The sequence below is a fragment of the Kordiimonas sp. SCSIO 12603 genome, assembly GCF_024398035.1.
Taxonomy (GTDB): Bacteria; Pseudomonadota; Alphaproteobacteria; order Sphingomonadales; family Kordiimonadaceae; genus Kordiimonas.
Genome location: NZ_CP073748.1, coordinates 2169453 through 2187054 on the forward strand (window position 1 = coordinate 2169453; position 17602 = coordinate 2187054).

A 17602-nucleotide genomic window follows, 5' to 3' on the forward strand; every position below is an offset into this window, starting at 1 on the left:
TATGGATTTAGGTCTTTCTCCACGCGCAACTGAATTGCGCGATAAGGTCCGTAACTTTATCGAAACACATGTAGTGCCTGTTGAAGATGAATATCATCATGAAATTGGCAAAGGCGGCAGCCGCTGGGAATTTACACCGCGGATGACTGAAATCCTTGAAACACTCAAGGCACAAGCAAAAAAAGACGGCCTTTGGAACTTCTGGTTGACAGATTCAGAAGAAGGTTATGGCCTTACAACTGTTGAATATGCTTATCTGGCTGAAGAAATGGGCCGGTCGCATATCGCTGCTGAGGCATTTAACTGTAGCGCGCCAGACACGGGCAACATGGAAGTAATTGAGCGTTACGGCACTGATGAGCACAAAGAAAAATGGCTGAAGCCGCTTCTCGAAGGCAAAATTCGTTCTGCTTATTTGATGACAGAGCCTGATGTTGCTTCGTCTGATGCCACAAATCTTGAAATGAGTGCAAAGCTTGATGGTGATCACTATGTGCTGAATGGCGAGAAATACTGGGCTTCTGGCGCTGGTGATCCACGCTGTGCGGTTTATGTTGTAATGGTGAAAACGGGTGATGAAGATACACCGCGTAAGAACCGCCACAGCATGATCCTTGTAGAGGCTGGTACGCCGGGTATTGAAATTCTGCGTCCAATGATGGTGTTCGGACATGATGATGCACCGCACGGTCATATGCACATTCGTTTCACTGATGTAAAAGTACCAAAAGAAAATCTCGTTCTTGGTGAAGGTCGTGGTTTCGAAGTATCCCAAGGCCGCTTGGGCCCTGGCCGTATTCACCACTGTATGCGTTCTATTGGTGCTGCTGAACGTGCGCTTGATCTACTCTGTAAGCGCGCAACAACACGTGAAGCATTTGGTCGTCCGCTTGCGAAACTTGGTGCTAACTATGATATCATCGCGGAAGCACGTATCAGCATTGAGATGACCCGTCTGCTATGCCTGAAGGCTGCTTATATGATGGATACAATCGGCACGCAGGCTGCGCAGCCATATATTTCGCAGATCAAGGTGCAGGCACCTCGCATGGCGCTTGAAGTGATTGACGAAGCGATGCAGATGCATGGCGGGCGCGGCATTAGTCAGGATTTCCCACTAGCATCTATGTGGCACGGTCAGCGTACGCTTCGTTTCGCAGATGGGCCCGATGCCGTACACCGGATGGTGATTGCGCGTACTGAGTTGAAGAAATACCGTTCGAACAGCGTGTAAGTCTGCCGATGGATATTTCCAAACTTTATAATATTGAAGGTAAAGTCGCTCTCGTCACAGGGGGCGGCTCAGGTATCGGAGCGATGGCAACTGAGGCGCTCGTGAGAGCGGGTTGTAAGGTTTATATCGCTTCTCGTCGCCTTGATAGCTGCTTGGCGATTGCTGATGAACTGAATGCAATTGGTCCCGGGCGTGTTATTGCGCTTTCCGCTGATCTTTCAACAGGTGAGGGGACAGAAGAACTGGCAAACCACCTGAAGAGTGTGGAACTAGAACTGCATATCCTGCTGAATAATTCAGGTATGACATGGGGCGCTCCGTTTGAGGAATTCCCACGCCAGAAATGGGATGATGTATTAAGGCTTAATGTAACGGCGGTTGCTGATCTTACGCGCTTATTGCATCCGATGCTGAAAAAAGCTGGTAAAGCAGATGATCCTGCGCGTGTTATTAACCTAGGTTCTGTTGCGGGAACGCGTACAGTTTCAAATATGGCTTATAGCTACGGTGCGAGTAAAGCGGCCGTGCACCATATTACCAAGATCTTGTCTCACGAGCTGGCTGTAGACCACATAACAGTGAACGCAATCGCGCCAGGGCCTTTCCCGAGCCGGATGATGGCCCATATCACAGAGGATGAGAAGCGCAGGAAAGCAATGGAATCTGTTGTGCCGCTTAGGAGAGTTGGTACGGGTGAAGATATTGCAGGTGTTCTTCTGATGCTTACCTCACGAGCGGGCAGTTATATCACTGGTGGGATCATTCCGCTTGACGGAGGCATGTCTGCATTACCGTAACGAATCGATCGAATTAATTTGATTCGTTTTAAATAAATGATTCGTAACAATGGCTTATGAAAGTTTCTTGAATCTATACTCGAATCTGGGGATTTGGAGGGAATAATGAGTAAAACTGTTTCAAAAGAAGAGCTTAAAGATTACATCGGCAAGGAAACTGGTGTGTCAGACTGGTTCCTGATTGATCAGGACCGCATCAATAAGTTCGCTGATGTGACACTGGATCACCAATTCATTCATGTTGATCCGGAAGCGGCGGCCCAAACACCGTTTGGCACTACAATCGCACACGGATTTCTAACACTTTCCATGCTTGCACACCTTGCGACAAGTTCAATGCTCAGCATTGAAGGAACAAAAATGGGCGTGAACTACGGCACGGAAAAAGTACGCTTCCTTTCACCTGTGAAAGTGGATAGCGAAATCCGTGCTCGTGTGAAGCTTGTTGAAGTAACAGAAAAGCCGGGTAACCGCCTGCTGCTGAAAAATGAAGTGACAGTAGAAATTAATGGTGAACAGCATCCGGCGCTTATCGCTGAGTGGTTGACCATGGTTTTTGTCTAAGAATTTATACCGATTGGTTGGAGAGATTTAATGAGTATTCGTTTTGATGATCGGGTTGCGATTGTAACTGGTGCTGGTGGTGGCCTTGGTCGTTCACATGCTCTTGCACTGGCTGCACGCGGTGCCAAGGTTGTGGTGAATGATCTTGGTGGTGATGTAACTGGCGAAGGTGGTTCTTCCGCTGCAGCTGAAGCTGTTGTGCAGGAAATTATCGATGCGGGCGGTGAAGCGATTGCGCACGGTGCTAACGTATGTGATGAGGCGCAGGTGGCGGACATGGTTCAGAAGACCATGGATAAATGGGGCCGCATCGACATTCTCGTAAATAACGCTGGCGTACTCCGTGACAAGACTTTTGCGAAAATGACACTGGATGATTTCAATTTCGTTATGCAAGTTCATGTGATGGGTTCTGTAACTTGTACAAAAGCGGTTTGGGAAATCATGCGTGAGCAGGGTTATGGCCGTATTGTGATGACGACATCGTCTTCTGGTCTGTACGGTAACTTCGGTCAGTCAAACTATGGTGCTGCAAAACTTGGTCTTGTTGGTTTCATGAATACTCTGTGCCTTGAAGGGCAGAAATATAACATTCATGTAAATAGCCTGGCGCCAATGGCGGCAACCCGGATGACAGAAGGCCTTCTACCGCAAGCTGCGCTTGATCTGTCGACGCCGGAATCTGTAACGGCGGGTCTTCTCACGCTTTGTGATGATGAAGCACCGAACCGTACAATCCTTTGTGCTGGTTCGGGTGGTTATGCAAAAGCCGCTATCTATGAAACAGAGGGTGTTTACCTGAAACCAGAAGAGCAGACACCAGAAAATGTGCGTGCTGCGATGGGCGATATCAATAATCCAGAAGGCCAACAGGAACTTATCCAGGGTGGCCAGCAATCCATGAAATTTATCGGCAAAGCGGCTCAGGCCCTTGGCGTGAAAATCAGTTAAGGAGACCTCAGATGCGTGAAGCAGTAATTGTATCAACCGCACGTACCCCAATTGGCCGTGCTTACCGTGGTTCACTGAATGCCACTCTTGCACCAACACTTGGCGCCCATGCTATTGAGCATGCAGTTAAGCGTGCTGGTATCGATGGTGGTGAAGTTGAAGATGTGATCATGGGCTGTGCGCTCACACAAGGCTCATCTGGCTCAAATATTGGCCGTTTGGCTGCTATGCGTGCAGGTTTGCCGACAACAGTTTCTGGCATGACACTCGACCGTCAGTGTTCATCAGGCATGATGGCGATCGCAACGGCTGCAAAGCAGGTGATGTATGACGGTATGGATGTTGCCGTTGGTGGTGGCCTTGACAGTATTTCTGTGGTGCAAAACGAGCATATGAACCGTTTTCAGGCTGTTGATCCAAGCCTTACAGCAATGCACCCGCATATGCATATGCCAATGCTTCAAACAGCTGAAGTGGTGGCAGAGCGTTACGGTATTAGCCGTGAAGCAATGGATGAATATGGTCTTCAATCACAGCAGCGAACACATGCAGCGCAGCAAGCTGGTAAGTTTGATGATGAAATCGTGCCGATTTCTTCAAAAATGGCCGTTGTGAATAAAGAAACCAAGGAAATGACATTCCATGATGTTACCCTTGAAAAAGATGAAGGTAATCGCCCAGAAACAACAATCGAAGGTCTTTCTGGCCTGAAAACTGTGATTGAAGGTGGTACTATTACAGCCGGTAACGCGAGCCAGCTTTCTGATGGTTCATCAGCCGCTGTTGTGATGGACGCGAAAACAGCAGAGAAAAAAGGCCTTGATGCTCTTGGCTTCTACCGCGGTATTGCTGTAGCGGGTCTTGAGCCTGACGAGATGGGTATTGGCCCGGTGTATGCTATTCCAAAGCTTCTTAAAAACCACGGTCTATCTATGGATGATATTGGCCTTTGGGAATTGAACGAAGCATTTGCTGTACAGGTTCTTTACTGCCGTGATAAACTTGGTATTCCTAATGAGCTACTCAATGTAAATGGTGGTGCAATTTCCATCGGTCACCCATATGGTATGTCTGGTGCACGCATGGTTGGTCATGCGCTGATCGAAGGTAAGCGTCGCGGTGCAAAATATGTTGTCTGCACAATGTGTGTAGGTGGCGGTATGGGCGCTGCTGGCCTCTTTGAGGTAGCATAGGTTTTATGGGGAAGGGCGGCTGTTGTCGCCCTTCTTGTATTTTTTGAAGGGGTTTAGGGCATGAAAGCTGTTCTTTGTGAGGAACTGGGGCTTGCTGATAAGCTGGTAATTAAAGATGTGGCTGATCCGGCACCAGCGCCGGGCCATGTGGTTGTTGATGTAAAGGCTGCGGGCCTTAATTTCCCAGATACGCTGATTATTCAGGGTAAATATCAGCACCGTCCGGAAATGCCGTTTACACCAGGCGGTGAAGGCGCTGGTGTTGTATCTGCCATTGGTGAAGGCGTTTCGCACCTTAAGGAAGGCGATAAAGTTATCTTTATGTGCCAGACGGGGGCTTTTGCTGAAAAAGTAATGGTACCTGCAATTACGGCCATCCCAATGCCAGACGGGCTTTCTTTTGAAATGGCGGCTGGTATTACGCTTACATACGGCACTAGTTATCATGCGCTCAAACAGCGTGCCCAGCTTCAGGCTGGTGAAACTGTTCTTGTGCTCGGAGCCGCAGGCGGTGTTGGCATCGCGACTGTTGAGCTTGCAAAGGCTATGGGCGCAAAGGTAATTGCGGCAGCTAGTACTGATGAAAAGCTTGAATTTTGTAAAGCATCTGGCGCAGATGAATTGATCAACTATTCAACAGAAGACCTTCGTAGCCGTATTAAGGAAATCACAGAAGACAAAGGTGTTGATGTAATTTATGATCCCGTTGGTGGTGATTATACTGAGACAGCTTTCCGCTCAATGGCGCCAAATGGTCGTCATCTGGTGATTGGTTTTGCCGCCGGTGATATTCCGAAAGTGCCGCTGAATTTATGCCTTCTGAAGCAGGCTTCGCTTGTGGGTGTATTCTGGGGTGCATGGGCGCGCGCGAATCCTTCTGATCAGATCCAGAACATGACTGAGATACTAGGCATGGTGGCGAGCGGTAAAGTACGTGCTTCTGTAAACGATGTGTTCCAGCTTGAAGAGGTAGAAAAAGCATACGCTTGCCTTACGGAACGCAGGGCTAAGGGTAAGGTTATCCTGACGCCATAATAATTAATTTCAATTTCTGGACTCATTGGTCTTGAAATTTGCCGAAGGGCGGATATTTTGTTTTTTCAACGATAGTGGGAAGCATATGAACGCCCTTCGCCTTATTGCAGGAAATACTGCAAAAAAACGCATTGAAGAACACGGCCTGACACCAGAATTGGTGCGTATGGTTGTGGGTGCGTCGGGCGGGCCAAAGTGGCTTGTGCTTCTCGGGCTTGATAAGTTTCTGTTCGGGAAGTGGCTCGCAGGTTCTGATCACACCATTGATCTTGTTGGCTCCAGCATTGGCGCATGGCGAATGACAAGTGCAGCGCATCCCGATGCAGGTCCTTTTATTGAAAAATTCATATCCCAGTATTTTGAGTTTCGTTCAGAGCATGCCAAAACGCCTGAGGCGCTTACTCGAAGTTCTTACGAGTTTCTTGATCGTCTTTTCGAAGGCGGTGAGGCTGAAAAGATTACGGCGAATGCGAAGCGTAATTTGAATATTGTGACCGTGCGGTCACGGGGCATGCGCAGCGATAGTTCCAAATTCAAGGAAGGCGCTGCTATTCTTGCATCTGCGGGTGCTAATGCTGTGGATCGTGCCCATCTGGCGAAGTTTTTTGACCGTGTGGTTTTTCATTCAGGCGAAGGAGTGCCGTGCAGTAGCGCATGGGATGATTTCCGCCGCAAAGATGTGACGCTAACACCAGGTATTCTTGCCGATGTGCTGCTCGCGAGTGGTTCCATACCTTTTGTTGCAGACCCTATTGTTAATATCAAAGGGGCTCCGGAAGGTGTTTACCGTGATGGCGGTGTAATTGATTACCATTTTGATATACCATGGAAGCTGGATGAGGGGATTGTTCTCTACCCACACTTTTATGGGCATATTATCCCCGGGTGGTTTGATAAAAGCCATAAAAAGCGCCGTGCGACGGGCGCAACCTGGGATCAAACTTTACTATTGGCACCATCTGACGAATTTGTGCAGACGCTGCCGGGTGGAAAAATTCCAGATCGGAACAATTTCACAGATATGACCGATGATGATCGACTGGCCTATTGGACGATTGTAATCAATGAAAGCGAACGATTAGCTGATGAATTTGCAGCGTGCCTCGATAACCCCGATATGCTTCTGGCGCGTATGGAGGCAGCGCCGCAATAGTTTATTCGTTCGTGTTGGGAAGAAGGGAAGAAAATGGGTGCACCATTTTTAAGTGACGTACCGTTTGATGAAACAGATATGCTGGCGAACCACATGGGGGATATGGTGAACCATGCGGTAGCCGAACATGGTGAAAAGCCATCGTTTAGCTGTATTTTGCCAACAGGCCATTATCAAACACTGAATTTTAAAGAACTAGGCAGATATTCTGATGCCGTAGCTGCGTATCTGCGGGAAGAGCTTGGCTTACGCCGCGGTGATGTGGTTGCGATCCAGTCACCAAACGCACTGGCATATCCTGTTCTGGCTTTTGGTGTGTTTAAAGCAGGCCTTACCATCACGAATGTGAATCCGCTTTATACGCCGGATGAAACCAATCACCAGCTTAAGGATAGCGGTGCGAAGGTTTGGTTTGTCATTGATGTATTTGGTGACCGTATTAAGGAATCTACCGAAGGCACCAATGTGGAACGTATCTATAAGCTTTCAGTGCTTGATTTCTTCCCGCCGGTTCAGAAAGCACTGCTTGGTTTTGCTATGCGCTATGTGAAGAAGATTGTTCCAGCTTTCGAGGGTGATGCAGCAGGTACGATGGCGAGTGTTATTAAGACGGGGCTTAAGCACGTGGATGCTGGCGCTGATCTGGCCTATTACATGCGGAACCTAACGCTCGATGATGTGGCGATCTACCAATATACGGGCGGTACAACGGGACGCAGTAAAGGGGCTGAGCTTACCCACAGGAATGTGGTGGGGAATATCTCACAGTCTAAAAAGCGGGATGATGCTCCGGAGCAGGATGAGAACGACTGTATGATGCTGCTCTTGCCGCTTTATCACGTATATGCTTTGGCGGTTGGTGCGCTGAACTGTATGTATTCAGGCACGCATGTAGCGCTTGTGCCTTCTCCAAGGCCACTTTCTAACCTAAAGCCGGTTTTCGAGAAATTTAACATCACTATCCTGCCAGGGATTAATACCCTTTATATCGGCTTGATGCAGGAAGAGTGGTTTAAATCAAATCCGCCCAAGAACCTGCGTCTGTGTTTCTCTGGTGCTGCGCCGCTGCAGCCTGCTACAGCTGAAGCTTGGGAAGAAATGACAGGGGCCGCTATCTATGAAGGTTACGGCCTGACTGAAGGAACGTGTGTTGTATCTTCCATGCCGTTCAATAAACCACCAAAGCGCGGTACATGCGGTATTCCTGTACCGGGTACTGAAGTGCGTATTGTGAGCGATGTTGGGGAAACCCTCGGCCGTAATGAGGCTGGCGAGATTTGGGTTAAAGGCCCTCAGATCATGAAAGGTTACCTGAATAACGAGCAGGCCACGACAGATACTATTGTAGATGGCTGGCTGCGCACAGGTGATGTAGGTATGATCGATGACGAGGGTTATCTCTCTATCGTTGACCGTATCAAGGATATGGTGATTGTCTCCGGCTTTAACGTATATCCAGCGGATGTTGAGGACGTTCTGACCAATTTTGATAAAGTTGGTGAGGCCGCAGTTGTTGGGGTGCCGGATGATGAAACTGGTGAACGTGTTGTTGCCTATATCGTGAAAGGTGATCCATCACTTTCTGAAGAGGAAGTGCATGAACACTGTGCAGAACATTTGACTAATTACAAAAGACCCAAGACAATCAGGTTCATTGATGAACTTCCTAAATCTCCGATCGGGAAAGTTCTTCGTCGTGAACTGAGAGATGATGCGCGCGGTGCAGCCGCAGAATAGGATACTTTATGGATCTTGGGTTTAAGGGAAAGCGGGTTCTGGTAACAGGCGGAACCCGTGGTATTGGTGCCGCAATCATTGATGGTTTCTTAGCCGAAGGCGCCACTGTTGCCTTCTGTGCCAGAAATCAGGATGAAGTAACGGCGAGAGTGTCTGATCTTAAATCCAAGGGCTATCAGGTTTTTGGTAGCGCTTGTGATGTCGCGGACCCAAATGCCTACGTAAGTTGGATTAACACTGCTATCGCTGAACTAGGTGGCCTTGATGTATTTGTACCCAATGTAAGTGGTGGTGCAAACGCAGGCGAAGAAGGCTGGAAAGCAGCCTTTGATGTTGATCTTATGGCAACGGTACGCGGCTGTGAAGCTGTTGTACCTCACCTTGCTCAATCCCGTGGTGCTATTACCGTCATTGCCAGTATTGCTGGTCTTGAAGGCTCTGGCGGAGGTCCGTCACCCTATAATACAGTGAAAGCAGGCCTTATTACATACGCAAGCCAATTGGGTGAAATTGCTGCTCCGCATGGTGTGCGGGTGAATAGTGTATCGCCAGGACCAGTGCATGTGGATGATGGTTTCTGGGGTGACGTTGAACGTTCTCAACCCGATATGTATAAGGCCGTTGCAGCACGACATCCGCAAGGTAGATTAGCGACATGTGAGGAAGTGGCGAACGCTGTTTTATTCCTTTCAAGTAGTAAAGCATCCTGGGTTACGAGAACCAATATGGTGGTCGACGGCGGCTTCACAAACAGGGTACAATTTTAAAATACTAATTTGGTCAGACTTTATCTGTTCGTTAACATTTAAACCGTAGTCTCAAGCTGATTAATTTAATACTTGGGTGTTATGAAACGAGTTTTACGAGCAATTCCTTGGGTCGCAGGGCTTTCGGGTGTATTGAGTGCTGCGCTCGCATTCTTTTTGGTTAGTGGAGAAATGTTGGGGTATTTGCCCGCTCTTGCCGCTGGCCTTGTTGGTAGTTTGTCTGGTGTTCTGGTGCAGATGGTGCTTGAACGCTTTACTGTGCGTCCTGAACGGGCTTTCCTTGATGCAATCGCTGCATATCTTGAAGGAGATTTTTCCCACGAAGCTTCTGAGGATTTAGAGTTGGCCGATAGGCCCGACCTTCATGAAGCGTTAAACGCAGTGAAAGAAGCCGCGGTACGCTCAAAGGCCCGGTTGATAGAATTCTCTGAAATCGAACAAAACCTTCAACAAGTAGTGCAGGATAAGCGCCGGAATGAAGCTGTTCTGAAAGAGCAGCGAGAAGCTTTTGCTAAACTTGCGAACGAGCTTTCAAAAGCTCGCGATGCTGCGGAAACGGCGAATATTGCTAAATCAGAATTCCTAGCTACGATGAGCCATGAGATCAGAACACCGCTTAATGGTGTTATAGGCATGATCGACCTGCTTTCGGATACACGACTTGATGAAAATCAGCGCTATTTCGCGGAAACACTACAACAGTCTGGCCAAAGTCTGCTGGCGGTAATTAATGATATCCTTGATATCTCTAAGCTTGAAGCGGGTAAGGTTGAACTGGATTATCAAGGCACAAGGCTGGATTGGGTTATTGCTGATGCTGTACAGTTCCTTGGTTCCAAGGCTCAGGAAAAAAGCCTCGACGTCATCTGGAATTCTTCCAATAAGATCCCCGAAGTTATTATTTCTGACCCAACGCGTCTCCGGCAAATTCTTTTTAACTTGCTTGGGAATGCCATTAAATTCACTGAAGTTGGGAAGGTGGAAATTAACGCTGAACACGTAAATACCGTGCAGGGTGAACATACTATCAAAGTTTCTGTAACAGATACTGGTATTGGTATTTCGGAAGAAGCGCAGAAGAAGCTGTTCCAGAAGTTTATGCAGGCAGATGCCTCAACAACACGCCGATTTGGTGGAACGGGTCTTGGTCTGGCGATCTGTAAGCAATTGGTGACCTTGCTTGGCGGTGAAATTAACGTAGAAAGCAGGGAGCTCGCGGGCTCCACTTTCTGGTTTACCTTTAAGTGTAAAGCAGGTTCTGTGGATGATTTACCTGCTGATAATGAGCTCAATCAAGCCGTGACAATTTCAAGCGTTGCAATCAGCAAGAAGCTTAAAGTTCTCGTGGTTGATGATAATGTGATTAACCAGAAAATTCTTGCCAGTATGCTTGGAAAAATTGGTCACGATGTCATGGTGGTTTCTAATGGTGCAGAAGCGTGCAGCGAAGCTGAAAACCAAGATTTTGATATGATCCTTATGGATATTCATATGCCAGTTCTTGGCGGTATTGATGCCACCAAATGGATCCGCGCAATGGATGGTGATAAAGCTAAAATCCCGATTGTTGGCTGTACCGCAGATGCTTTCCCTGAGCAGTTAGAGAAATTTAAAGCGGCAGGAATGGAAGATGTTGTTACCAAGCCTGTGAATAAAGGGCGCCTGTTAACGGTGATGAACACAGTGTTGGGCGAAGAGATCCATACATTTGCTTTGGAAAAAGCTGAGAAACCCGCGGCTCCTAAACCAGTAAAAGAAATTAGTATCAAGGAAGAACTGATAGAGAAGAAGGATGATCCCTTGTCTTCTCTATTGGAAGAATTAGGCTAAAAGAAAAGGCAGAGTTGATACTCTGCCTTTTTTATTTTGAATTATTTTGAGCCGTAAAGTGCGGTCGTTGCAGGTTTGTTACTGGCGACCACCCCTCTGTACATGCCTGCTGAATTGAAGGTGAGGGCATAATTGCCGTCCTTATCAACAGCGATAATACCGCCACTGCCACCCATTTCTACCAGCTGTTTCATAACTACAGCGTCAGCGGCTTCCTTTAGGGATTGACCACCATATTCCATCATCGCACAGATATTGCGAGCGACAGTTGCACGAATAAAATACTCACCGTGCCCTGTGCCTGATACACCGCAGCTTTCATTGTTGGCGTATGTACCAGCGCCTATGATTGGGCTATCGCCTACACGGCCATGGGATTTATTTGTCATACCACCTGTTGAAGTACCTGCGGCAATATTGCCGTGTTTATCAAGTGCAACAGCACCAACTGTACCGAATTTGTAATCTACAGGATTATCAAGTTGTGCTTTTTCATTGGCTTTAGCGCGCAAAAGTTGCTGCCAACGAACATCAGTGCGGAAATAACTATCTGGTGCGCGTTCGATATCGTGTTTTTTCGCGAATTTTTCAGCACCTTTTCCCTGCATCATCACATGAACAGATTTTTCCATAACCGCACGTGCGAGTGTGATAGGGTTTTTGATATTCCGAACCCCAGATACAGCACCTGTATTCAGGGTTTTACCGTCCATAATGCTGCTATCGAGCTCATTTTTGCCATTTGCCGCAAACACAGCTCCTCGGCCCGCATTGAAGAGCGGAGAATTTTCCAGGATTTTGATCGTTGCAGTGATGGCATCCATTGAGCTGCCACCATTTTTAAGAATGGTTTCACCGGCCAGAAGGGCTTCGTTAAGTTTAGCATGGATTTTCGCTTCACGTTCTTTCGTCAGGCGTTCTGGTGTAATGTTTCCAGCGCCTCCGTGGATAACCATGATATATTCAGGGCGTTCAGTTTTTGCGAATCCCTCATAAGAAACAAACAAAAGTAATGCTACTATTGAAAATATTTTAACCCACATACGTGTCCCTCCATTTGACAGCACCTTAATTGTCGAGCATCGTTTGAAAAAACACAATAGCTTTCAATAATGAGGGGGAACTCAGAATGCGGGCACTTTTAAAAACTGCGTTGCTGGCTGGCTGCGGTTTGTTAAGCGTAGGCATTTCTGCACAGGATGCGGAAAATGCGGCACTTCAAGCCATTATCAATAAAGAGCGTGAAATCCATTATGCGGAAAACCCGGGTACGGGCCCAAAGGATGCTCCACGTAAATTAGCGTATGAAATGCGGGGCGAAAGCGAAGCCGACCAGCGGCGCAGAACCCAAGCATGGTCTGTCCTTCTGGCTGAGTTGGATAATATTGACCTGGGTACACTGAATGAAGCTGACCGATTAAATGCGGAACTGATGCGGTATCACTTGAACAGCTATTTGGTGTTTAACAAACATGATGCCTGGCGGATGCCGTTATATGCAGACAGTGGTTTTCATACTGCGCCTGCGCGAATGTACCGTAATATGAACTTTAAATTGGTTGAAGATTATAACGCGTATCTTTCCCAGTTAGAGGATTTGCCAAACTATTTGGAAGAAAACCGCCAGAACCTTCAGAAAGGTTTGGATGAAAACTTTACCATGCCGCAGGTGGTGCTGGATGGTTTGTTACCAACCTTTGACGCTCTCGTTGCTGATAATGCAGAGAGCAGCAGTTTTTATACGCCTTTCAAGGAAATGTCCCGCGTATTAAATGAAGCGGAAAAAAATGAACTGAGGGTGAAAGCAAAGGACATTATCGAAAATAAGGTTATTGCAGCGTATAGGGATCTCTCAAAATATATGCGTGAGGTTTATTACCCGAATGCGACAACAGAGATTGCAGCCAGTAAAAAGGCAGGGGGCCGAGCTTACTATGAAGATATGGTGAAGTTTTATACCACCGTTGATATCTCGGCTGATGAAGTGCATGAACTGGGCCTTCGTGAAGTGGCGCGCATCCGTGCTGAGATGGAACAAATTATTAAAGATGTGAAGTTTGAAGGGACGTTTGCTGAATTCCTTGAATTCCTGCGCACAGACCCACAGTTCTATGTGAAAACACCAAAAGAGCTGTTAATGCATGCCAGTTATTATGCCAAAATTATTGATGGCCGAATGCCTGCATTCTTCAATAAGCAACCACGTCAGCCTTATGGTGTTGAAGCTGTTCCTGCGAGCTTGGCACCAAACTATACAACAGGCCGTTATGTTGGAGCAGAACTTGATGCACCACGTGGTGGATATTACTGGGTAAACACATATGCCCTTGATAAGCGGCCGCTTTATACCCTTGCCGCACTGACACTTCATGAGGGTGCACCAGGCCACCATACGCAAACAGCGCTTTCGCTTGAACTCGAGAACGTACCTGAATTCCGCCTTGGCATGTATCCGCATGCATACGGTGAAGGTTGGGGACTGTACTCAGAAAAGTTGGGTATAGAGATCGGGGTATATGAAACACCTTATGATCATTTTGGCCGCTTAAGTTATGAGATGTGGCGTGCTTGCCGCCTTGTTGTTGATACGGGCATGCATGCAAAAGGTTGGACACGGGCACAGGCTATTAAACTTCTGGAAGAAAATTCGGCGCTTTCGAAGCATAATATCCGTGCTGAAGTGGATCGCTATATTTCTTGGCCGGGGCAGGCACTTGCGTATAAAATGGGTGAGCTGAAAATCCTGGAACTTCGTGCCCGTGCTACCAAAGCATTAGGTGATAAGTTCGATGTGCGTGATTTCCATGATCAGGTAATGGCAGCTGGTGGCATTCCGCTATATCTGCTTGAAAGACGTATTGACCGCTGGATTGCAAAGGCAACAGCTGAATAGCATAGTGCGTATCGTTTTGGAAAAGGCGGCTAGAGCCGCCTTTTCGATTCTGAATAGATTAATTTTCTGATTTGTTAGAAAAATATTTCCATATAACATTTTTATTAGTTGAATAATGCATTGAAAATATGAGAGGGGTGCCCACATAGAGTTTTTTTGTGACCCCGGAGATTTTTATGTCTGACCAAACAAGTGCAATCGCTGCCATTGGTAATACCCCGCTTATCAAGCTCAAATATGCATCAGAGCTAACGGGTTGTACCATTCTTGGTAAGGCGGAGTATGCAAACCCCGGAGGTTCACTAAAAGATCGCCCTGCGCTGAATATTGTAGAAGAAGCTGAAAAAAAAGGCCTTCTAGAACCAGGTGGTTTGATCGTTGAAGGAACCGCCGGTAATACAGGAATTGGGCTTTCTGTAGTTGCAAATGCAAAAGGTTACAGAACCCTGATTGTGATGCCTGAAACTCAGTCTCAGGAAAAGATCGATACCCTGCGTGTTATGGGGGCTGAGTTAAAGCTTGTACCTGCTGCACCTTATTCAAACCCCAATAACTTCCAAAAAGTGGCGAAACGCCTTGCTGAAGAATTGGCTGATTCTGAGCAGCATGGTGTTATCTGGGCAAACCAGTTTGACAATGTGGCAAACCGCGAAGCGCATATTAAAACAACAGCTCGTGAAATCTGGGCGCAGACTGATGGTAAGGTTGATGGTTTTATTACTGCTATTGGCTCTGGCGGTTCGCTTGCGGGTACTGGGATTGGCCTCAAGGAATTTAATAAAGATATTCAGATTGGCCTTGCTGACCCTATGGGCGCGGCGATGTATAGCTACTTTAAAACGGGTGAACTGAAATCAGAAGGTAGTTCTATTACAGAAGGTATCGGGCAGGGCCGTATTACGGCTAATGTGGATGGAGCACCAGTTGATCATGCCTTCCAAATTCCTGATGATGAAGCCCTTCCGATTGCTTTTGATCTTTTGAAGAAAGAGGGCCTGTGTGTTGGATCTTCGTCTGGCATCAATGTGGCTGGCGCTATTAAGCTCGCACGTGAGATGGGCCCAGGTCATACGATTGTAACGCTTCTTTGTGATAGCGGTCTTCGATATCAGTCAAAAATGTTTAACCCTGAGTTCTTGCGTAGTAAGAATTTACCTGTTCCGGGATGGTTATAAGTAAAATTTCCTATAACTAATTGCAGATTTACATTTCATTTCCTTCGTGAATAGTTATTGTATAACGCTTTCATGTATTCATTGAGGGAAATGAAATGCAGCATTTATTTGATTTAGAGACTTATTCTAGTCGTCTGCGTTTAATCGGCTTTATCGCTATTGCTATCAGTATTGTTGCTTGGTGGAGTGATCTTTCAGGTGCTGTTTATGTGTGTCCATACTGCCGCACGCAGCGAACTGTTATTGGTCTTTTAGGAATTTTGCTGATTATGCCGAACCCACGGCACTGGATACTCAGATATATTGGTGCTGTTGTTGGTTTCCTGGGGGCAGTGGTTGCTTCTATGCAGCACTTTAACGGCTGGAAGAAGGTATCCGCGGGAACGTTTGAGTTTAACGAACGTATCTATATTGATTCCTTCCTGCTATCAGGGTGCGCACTTTTCATCATCACAGCGCTTGTTTGTCTGCTGTATTCAAAAGAGCCTGTTAAAATAGAAGAAACTGAAGACTAACTTTTCTGGAGCGGTAGCCTTGTGCGCTTAAGCACTGTGCGCAAGGCAAAGCTTGAATGAACCCGAGCAACACCGGGTAGCCGTGTAAGAATATTGTGGACGCGCTCATAATCAGGCGCGTCTTTGACCACCACGCGGATCATATAGTCTACATCGCCGCCCATCAGATAGCATTCCATTACTTCTGGTACATCTTTCACAGCTTCTTCGAACGCGTTTAAGCGCTCTTCCTGCTGTTTTTCCAGTGATACCCGAACAAATACTGTGCCTGGTAGGCCGATGGCCTTTGCATCCAGGTGTGCAGCATAGTGGGTTACTACACCTTTTTCGTGAAGGTTTTTAACGCGCCTCAAACAGGCAGATTCAGAAAGGCCAACAATTTCTGCCAGCTCAACATTTGAGAGTTTTCCTTGCTTTTGGAGTGTGTCCAAAATCGCATGATCAATCTTATCTAGTTTTATCATTGGTGAAATCTTGCGTATAGGTTCGGTTTATTCGTAATATCTTGCAAAATTTTAATAAATTGTGATTGCCTTTGCAAGGACATTGCGAGGCTTTTTCTATAAGTTTGCATCACGAATTCAAGCGGGAAGCTTAGTCAGTTAAATTGAGTAATTTGGAGGTGGGTAATGCTAGTTGGCGTTCCTAAGGAAATTAAAAACCGTGAATACCGTGTAGGTCTAACACCAGCATCTGTACGTGAGCTTATTATGAACGGTCATGAAGTGATTGTTCAGCATAATGCAGGTTTTGAAATTGGCTTCAGTAATGAAATGTATGAAGCTGTTGGTGCAACAATCATCGAAACGGCGGAGGAAATTTTCGCAAAAGCTGACATGATTGTAAAAGTAAAAGAGCCTCAGCCTGTTGAGTGCGAAATGCTTCGCCCAGGCCAGATTCTTTATACATACCTTCACCTGGCTCCAGACCCAGTTCAAACACAAGGCCTAATCAAATCAGGCGCGATTGCGATCGCTTACGAGACTGTAACTGATGATTTTGGTGGCCTGCCACTGCTTGCGCCAATGTCAGAAGTTGCTGGCCGTATGTCTATCCAGGCTGGTGCACATGCTCTTGAAATGAGCCAAGGCGGCCGTGGTATGCTTCTTGGTGGTGTACCTGGTGTTGCTCCTGCGAAAGTTGCGATTATTGGAGGTGGCGTTGTTGGTACAAACGCCGCTCGCATGGCTGTTGGTATGGGCGCTGATGTAACAATTCTGGATCGTTCAATCCGCCGTATGCAGCAGCTTGATGATATCTTTAAAGGCTCTGTGAAAACTGTTTATTCAACACAGGATGCTGTTGAAGAGGCGGTTCTTACATCTGACCTTACAGTTGGTGCGGTTCTTATTCCGGGTGCTGCTGCACCGAAGCTTGTGACGCGCGAAATGATCTCTCGTATGCCTCGCGGTAGCGTGCTGGTTGACGTAGCGATTGACCAAGGTGGTTGTTTCGAAACATCAAAAGCGACAACACATGAAGAGCCAACATATAATGTTGACGGTGTGGTGCATTACTGTGTGGCTAACATGCCGGGCGGTGTGGCACGTACATCTACGCTGGCACTTAATAACGCAACACTTCCGCATGCCGTAGCCATTGCTAACAAAGGCTGGAAACAGGCACTTAAAGACGACAAACACCTTCTAGAAGGTCTAAATGTTTGTGAAGGTAAGATCACATATGAAGCTGTTGCTCGTGATCAGAACCTTGATTATGTGCCTGCACTAGAAGTTATTGGCGCGTAACGGAAAATAA

General features: G+C 46.9%; 16 protein-coding genes. 14 read left to right on the top strand and 2 right to left on the bottom strand.

All coding sequences use genetic code 11. The features are described from left to right. Position 1: 1 nt before the first annotated feature. From KFE96_RS10020 to KFE96_RS10065, 10 genes are all read left to right on the top strand, one after another. Positions 2-1234 (top strand): acyl-CoA dehydrogenase family protein, encoded by a 1233-nt coding sequence (locus tag KFE96_RS10020; RefSeq protein ID WP_255832471.1) that lies wholly within the window; start codon positions 2-4, stop codon positions 1232-1234. An 8-nt stretch (positions 1235-1242) separates the two neighbouring features. Continuing rightward, the gene (locus KFE96_RS10025; RefSeq protein WP_255832472.1) at positions 1243-2031 is read left to right on the top strand and encodes an SDR family oxidoreductase; all 789 of its coding nucleotides are present in this window, start codon (positions 1243-1245) and stop codon (positions 2029-2031) included. 105 nt (positions 2032-2136) lie between these two features. Beyond that, positions 2137-2595 carry a MaoC family dehydratase gene (locus tag KFE96_RS10030; protein WP_255832473.1) on the top strand — a complete coding sequence of 153 codons (459 nt, stop codon included), beginning with the start codon at positions 2137-2139 and terminating at the stop codon, positions 2593-2595. Between the two features lie 30 nt (positions 2596-2625). Continuing rightward, the gene (locus KFE96_RS10035; RefSeq protein ID WP_255832474.1) at positions 2626-3546 is read left to right on the top strand and encodes an SDR family NAD(P)-dependent oxidoreductase; all 921 of its coding nucleotides are present in this window, start codon (positions 2626-2628) and stop codon (positions 3544-3546) included. 11 nt (positions 3547-3557) lie between these two features. Then, entirely contained in the window at positions 3558-4739 is a 1182-nt protein-coding gene (locus tag KFE96_RS10040) for an acetyl-CoA C-acyltransferase (protein WP_247018612.1), read from the top strand. Positions 4740-4799: 60 nt separating this feature from the next. Beyond that, positions 4800-5774, top strand: a complete 975-nt coding sequence (locus KFE96_RS10045; RefSeq protein WP_255832475.1) for an NADPH:quinone oxidoreductase family protein — start codon at positions 4800-4802, stop codon at positions 5772-5774. Between the two features lie 85 nt (positions 5775-5859). Continuing rightward, a complete protein-coding gene (locus tag KFE96_RS10050; protein ID WP_255832476.1) occupies positions 5860-6927 on the top strand; it encodes a hypothetical protein in 1068 nt (355 codons plus the stop codon). Positions 6928-6960: 33 nt separating this feature from the next. Continuing rightward, entirely contained in the window at positions 6961-8664 is a 1704-nt protein-coding gene (locus tag KFE96_RS10055) for a long-chain fatty acid--CoA ligase (protein ID WP_255832477.1), read from the top strand. Positions 8665-8672: 8 nt separating this feature from the next. Then, the gene (locus KFE96_RS10060; protein ID WP_255832478.1) at positions 8673-9431 is read left to right on the top strand and encodes an SDR family NAD(P)-dependent oxidoreductase; all 759 of its coding nucleotides are present in this window, start codon (positions 8673-8675) and stop codon (positions 9429-9431) included. An 81-nt stretch (positions 9432-9512) separates the two neighbouring features. Beyond that, complete coding sequence (locus KFE96_RS10065; protein ID WP_255832479.1) at positions 9513-11261, top strand: ATP-binding protein; 1749 nt, start codon at positions 9513-9515, stop codon at positions 11259-11261. A gap of 41 nt (positions 11262-11302) precedes the next feature. Here the strand turns inward: KFE96_RS10065 and KFE96_RS10070 are convergent, their stop codons facing one another. Then, complete coding sequence (locus KFE96_RS10070) at positions 11303-12304, bottom strand: isoaspartyl peptidase/L-asparaginase family protein (protein WP_255832480.1); 1002 nt, start codon at positions 12302-12304, stop codon at positions 11303-11305. 86 nt (positions 12305-12390) lie between these two features. On the opposite strand from KFE96_RS10070, the gene KFE96_RS10075 reads away from it, so the two are divergent. The 3 genes from KFE96_RS10075 to KFE96_RS10085 all read left to right on the top strand — a co-directional run bounded on the left by KFE96_RS10075 (position 12391) and on the right by KFE96_RS10085 (position 15844). Further along, positions 12391-14154: a DUF885 family protein gene (locus KFE96_RS10075; protein WP_255832481.1), complete on the top strand. Its 1764-nt coding sequence runs from the start codon at positions 12391-12393 to the stop codon at positions 14152-14154. A gap of 176 nt (positions 14155-14330) precedes the next feature. Then, on the top strand, positions 14331-15329 hold the full coding sequence (locus tag KFE96_RS10080; protein ID WP_255832482.1) for a cysteine synthase A: 999 nt from the start codon (positions 14331-14333) through the stop codon (positions 15327-15329). A gap of 95 nt (positions 15330-15424) precedes the next feature. Next, positions 15425-15844: a disulfide bond formation protein B gene (locus tag KFE96_RS10085; RefSeq protein ID WP_255832483.1), complete on the top strand. Its 420-nt coding sequence runs from the start codon at positions 15425-15427 to the stop codon at positions 15842-15844. On the opposite strand, the gene KFE96_RS10090 is transcribed toward KFE96_RS10085, so the two are convergent. Continuing rightward, complete coding sequence (locus KFE96_RS10090; protein ID WP_247018632.1) at positions 15841-16308, bottom strand: Lrp/AsnC family transcriptional regulator; 468 nt, start codon at positions 16306-16308, stop codon at positions 15841-15843. The genes KFE96_RS10085 and KFE96_RS10090 overlap by 4 nt on opposite strands. Positions 16309-16473: 165 nt before the next feature. On the opposite strand from KFE96_RS10090, the gene ald reads away from it, so the two are divergent. Further along, positions 16474-17592 (top strand): alanine dehydrogenase, encoded by a 1119-nt coding sequence (ald, locus tag KFE96_RS10095; protein WP_255832484.1) that lies wholly within the window; start codon positions 16474-16476, stop codon positions 17590-17592. Positions 17593-17602 lie beyond the last annotated feature (10 nt).

Coding starts and splice junctions, on each gene's coding strand:
- KFE96_RS10020 (WP_255832471.1), top strand. CDS start 2: ATGGATTTAGGTCTTTCTCCACGCGCAACTGAATTGCGCGATAAGGTC.
- KFE96_RS10025 (WP_255832472.1), top strand. CDS start 1,243: ATGGATATTTCCAAACTTTATAATATTGAAGGTAAAGTCGCTCTCGTC.
- KFE96_RS10030 (WP_255832473.1), top strand. CDS start 2,137: ATGAGTAAAACTGTTTCAAAAGAAGAGCTTAAAGATTACATCGGCAAG.
- KFE96_RS10035 (WP_255832474.1), top strand. CDS start 2,626: ATGAGTATTCGTTTTGATGATCGGGTTGCGATTGTAACTGGTGCTGGT.
- KFE96_RS10040 (WP_247018612.1), top strand. CDS start 3,558: ATGCGTGAAGCAGTAATTGTATCAACCGCACGTACCCCAATTGGCCGT.
- KFE96_RS10045 (WP_255832475.1), top strand. CDS start 4,800: ATGAAAGCTGTTCTTTGTGAGGAACTGGGGCTTGCTGATAAGCTGGTA.
- KFE96_RS10050 (WP_255832476.1), top strand. CDS start 5,860: ATGAACGCCCTTCGCCTTATTGCAGGAAATACTGCAAAAAAACGCATT.
- KFE96_RS10055 (WP_255832477.1), top strand. CDS start 6,961: ATGGGTGCACCATTTTTAAGTGACGTACCGTTTGATGAAACAGATATG.
- KFE96_RS10060 (WP_255832478.1), top strand. CDS start 8,673: ATGGATCTTGGGTTTAAGGGAAAGCGGGTTCTGGTAACAGGCGGAACC.
- KFE96_RS10065 (WP_255832479.1), top strand. CDS start 9,513: ATGAAACGAGTTTTACGAGCAATTCCTTGGGTCGCAGGGCTTTCGGGT.
- KFE96_RS10070 (WP_255832480.1), bottom strand. CDS start 12,304: ATGTGGGTTAAAATATTTTCAATAGTAGCATTACTTTTGTTTGTTTCT.
- KFE96_RS10075 (WP_255832481.1), top strand. CDS start 12,391: ATGCGGGCACTTTTAAAAACTGCGTTGCTGGCTGGCTGCGGTTTGTTA.
- KFE96_RS10080 (WP_255832482.1), top strand. CDS start 14,331: ATGTCTGACCAAACAAGTGCAATCGCTGCCATTGGTAATACCCCGCTT.
- KFE96_RS10085 (WP_255832483.1), top strand. CDS start 15,425: ATGCAGCATTTATTTGATTTAGAGACTTATTCTAGTCGTCTGCGTTTA.
- KFE96_RS10090 (WP_247018632.1), bottom strand. CDS start 16,308: ATGATAAAACTAGATAAGATTGATCATGCGATTTTGGACACACTCCAA.
- ald (WP_255832484.1), top strand. CDS start 16,474: ATGCTAGTTGGCGTTCCTAAGGAAATTAAAAACCGTGAATACCGTGTA.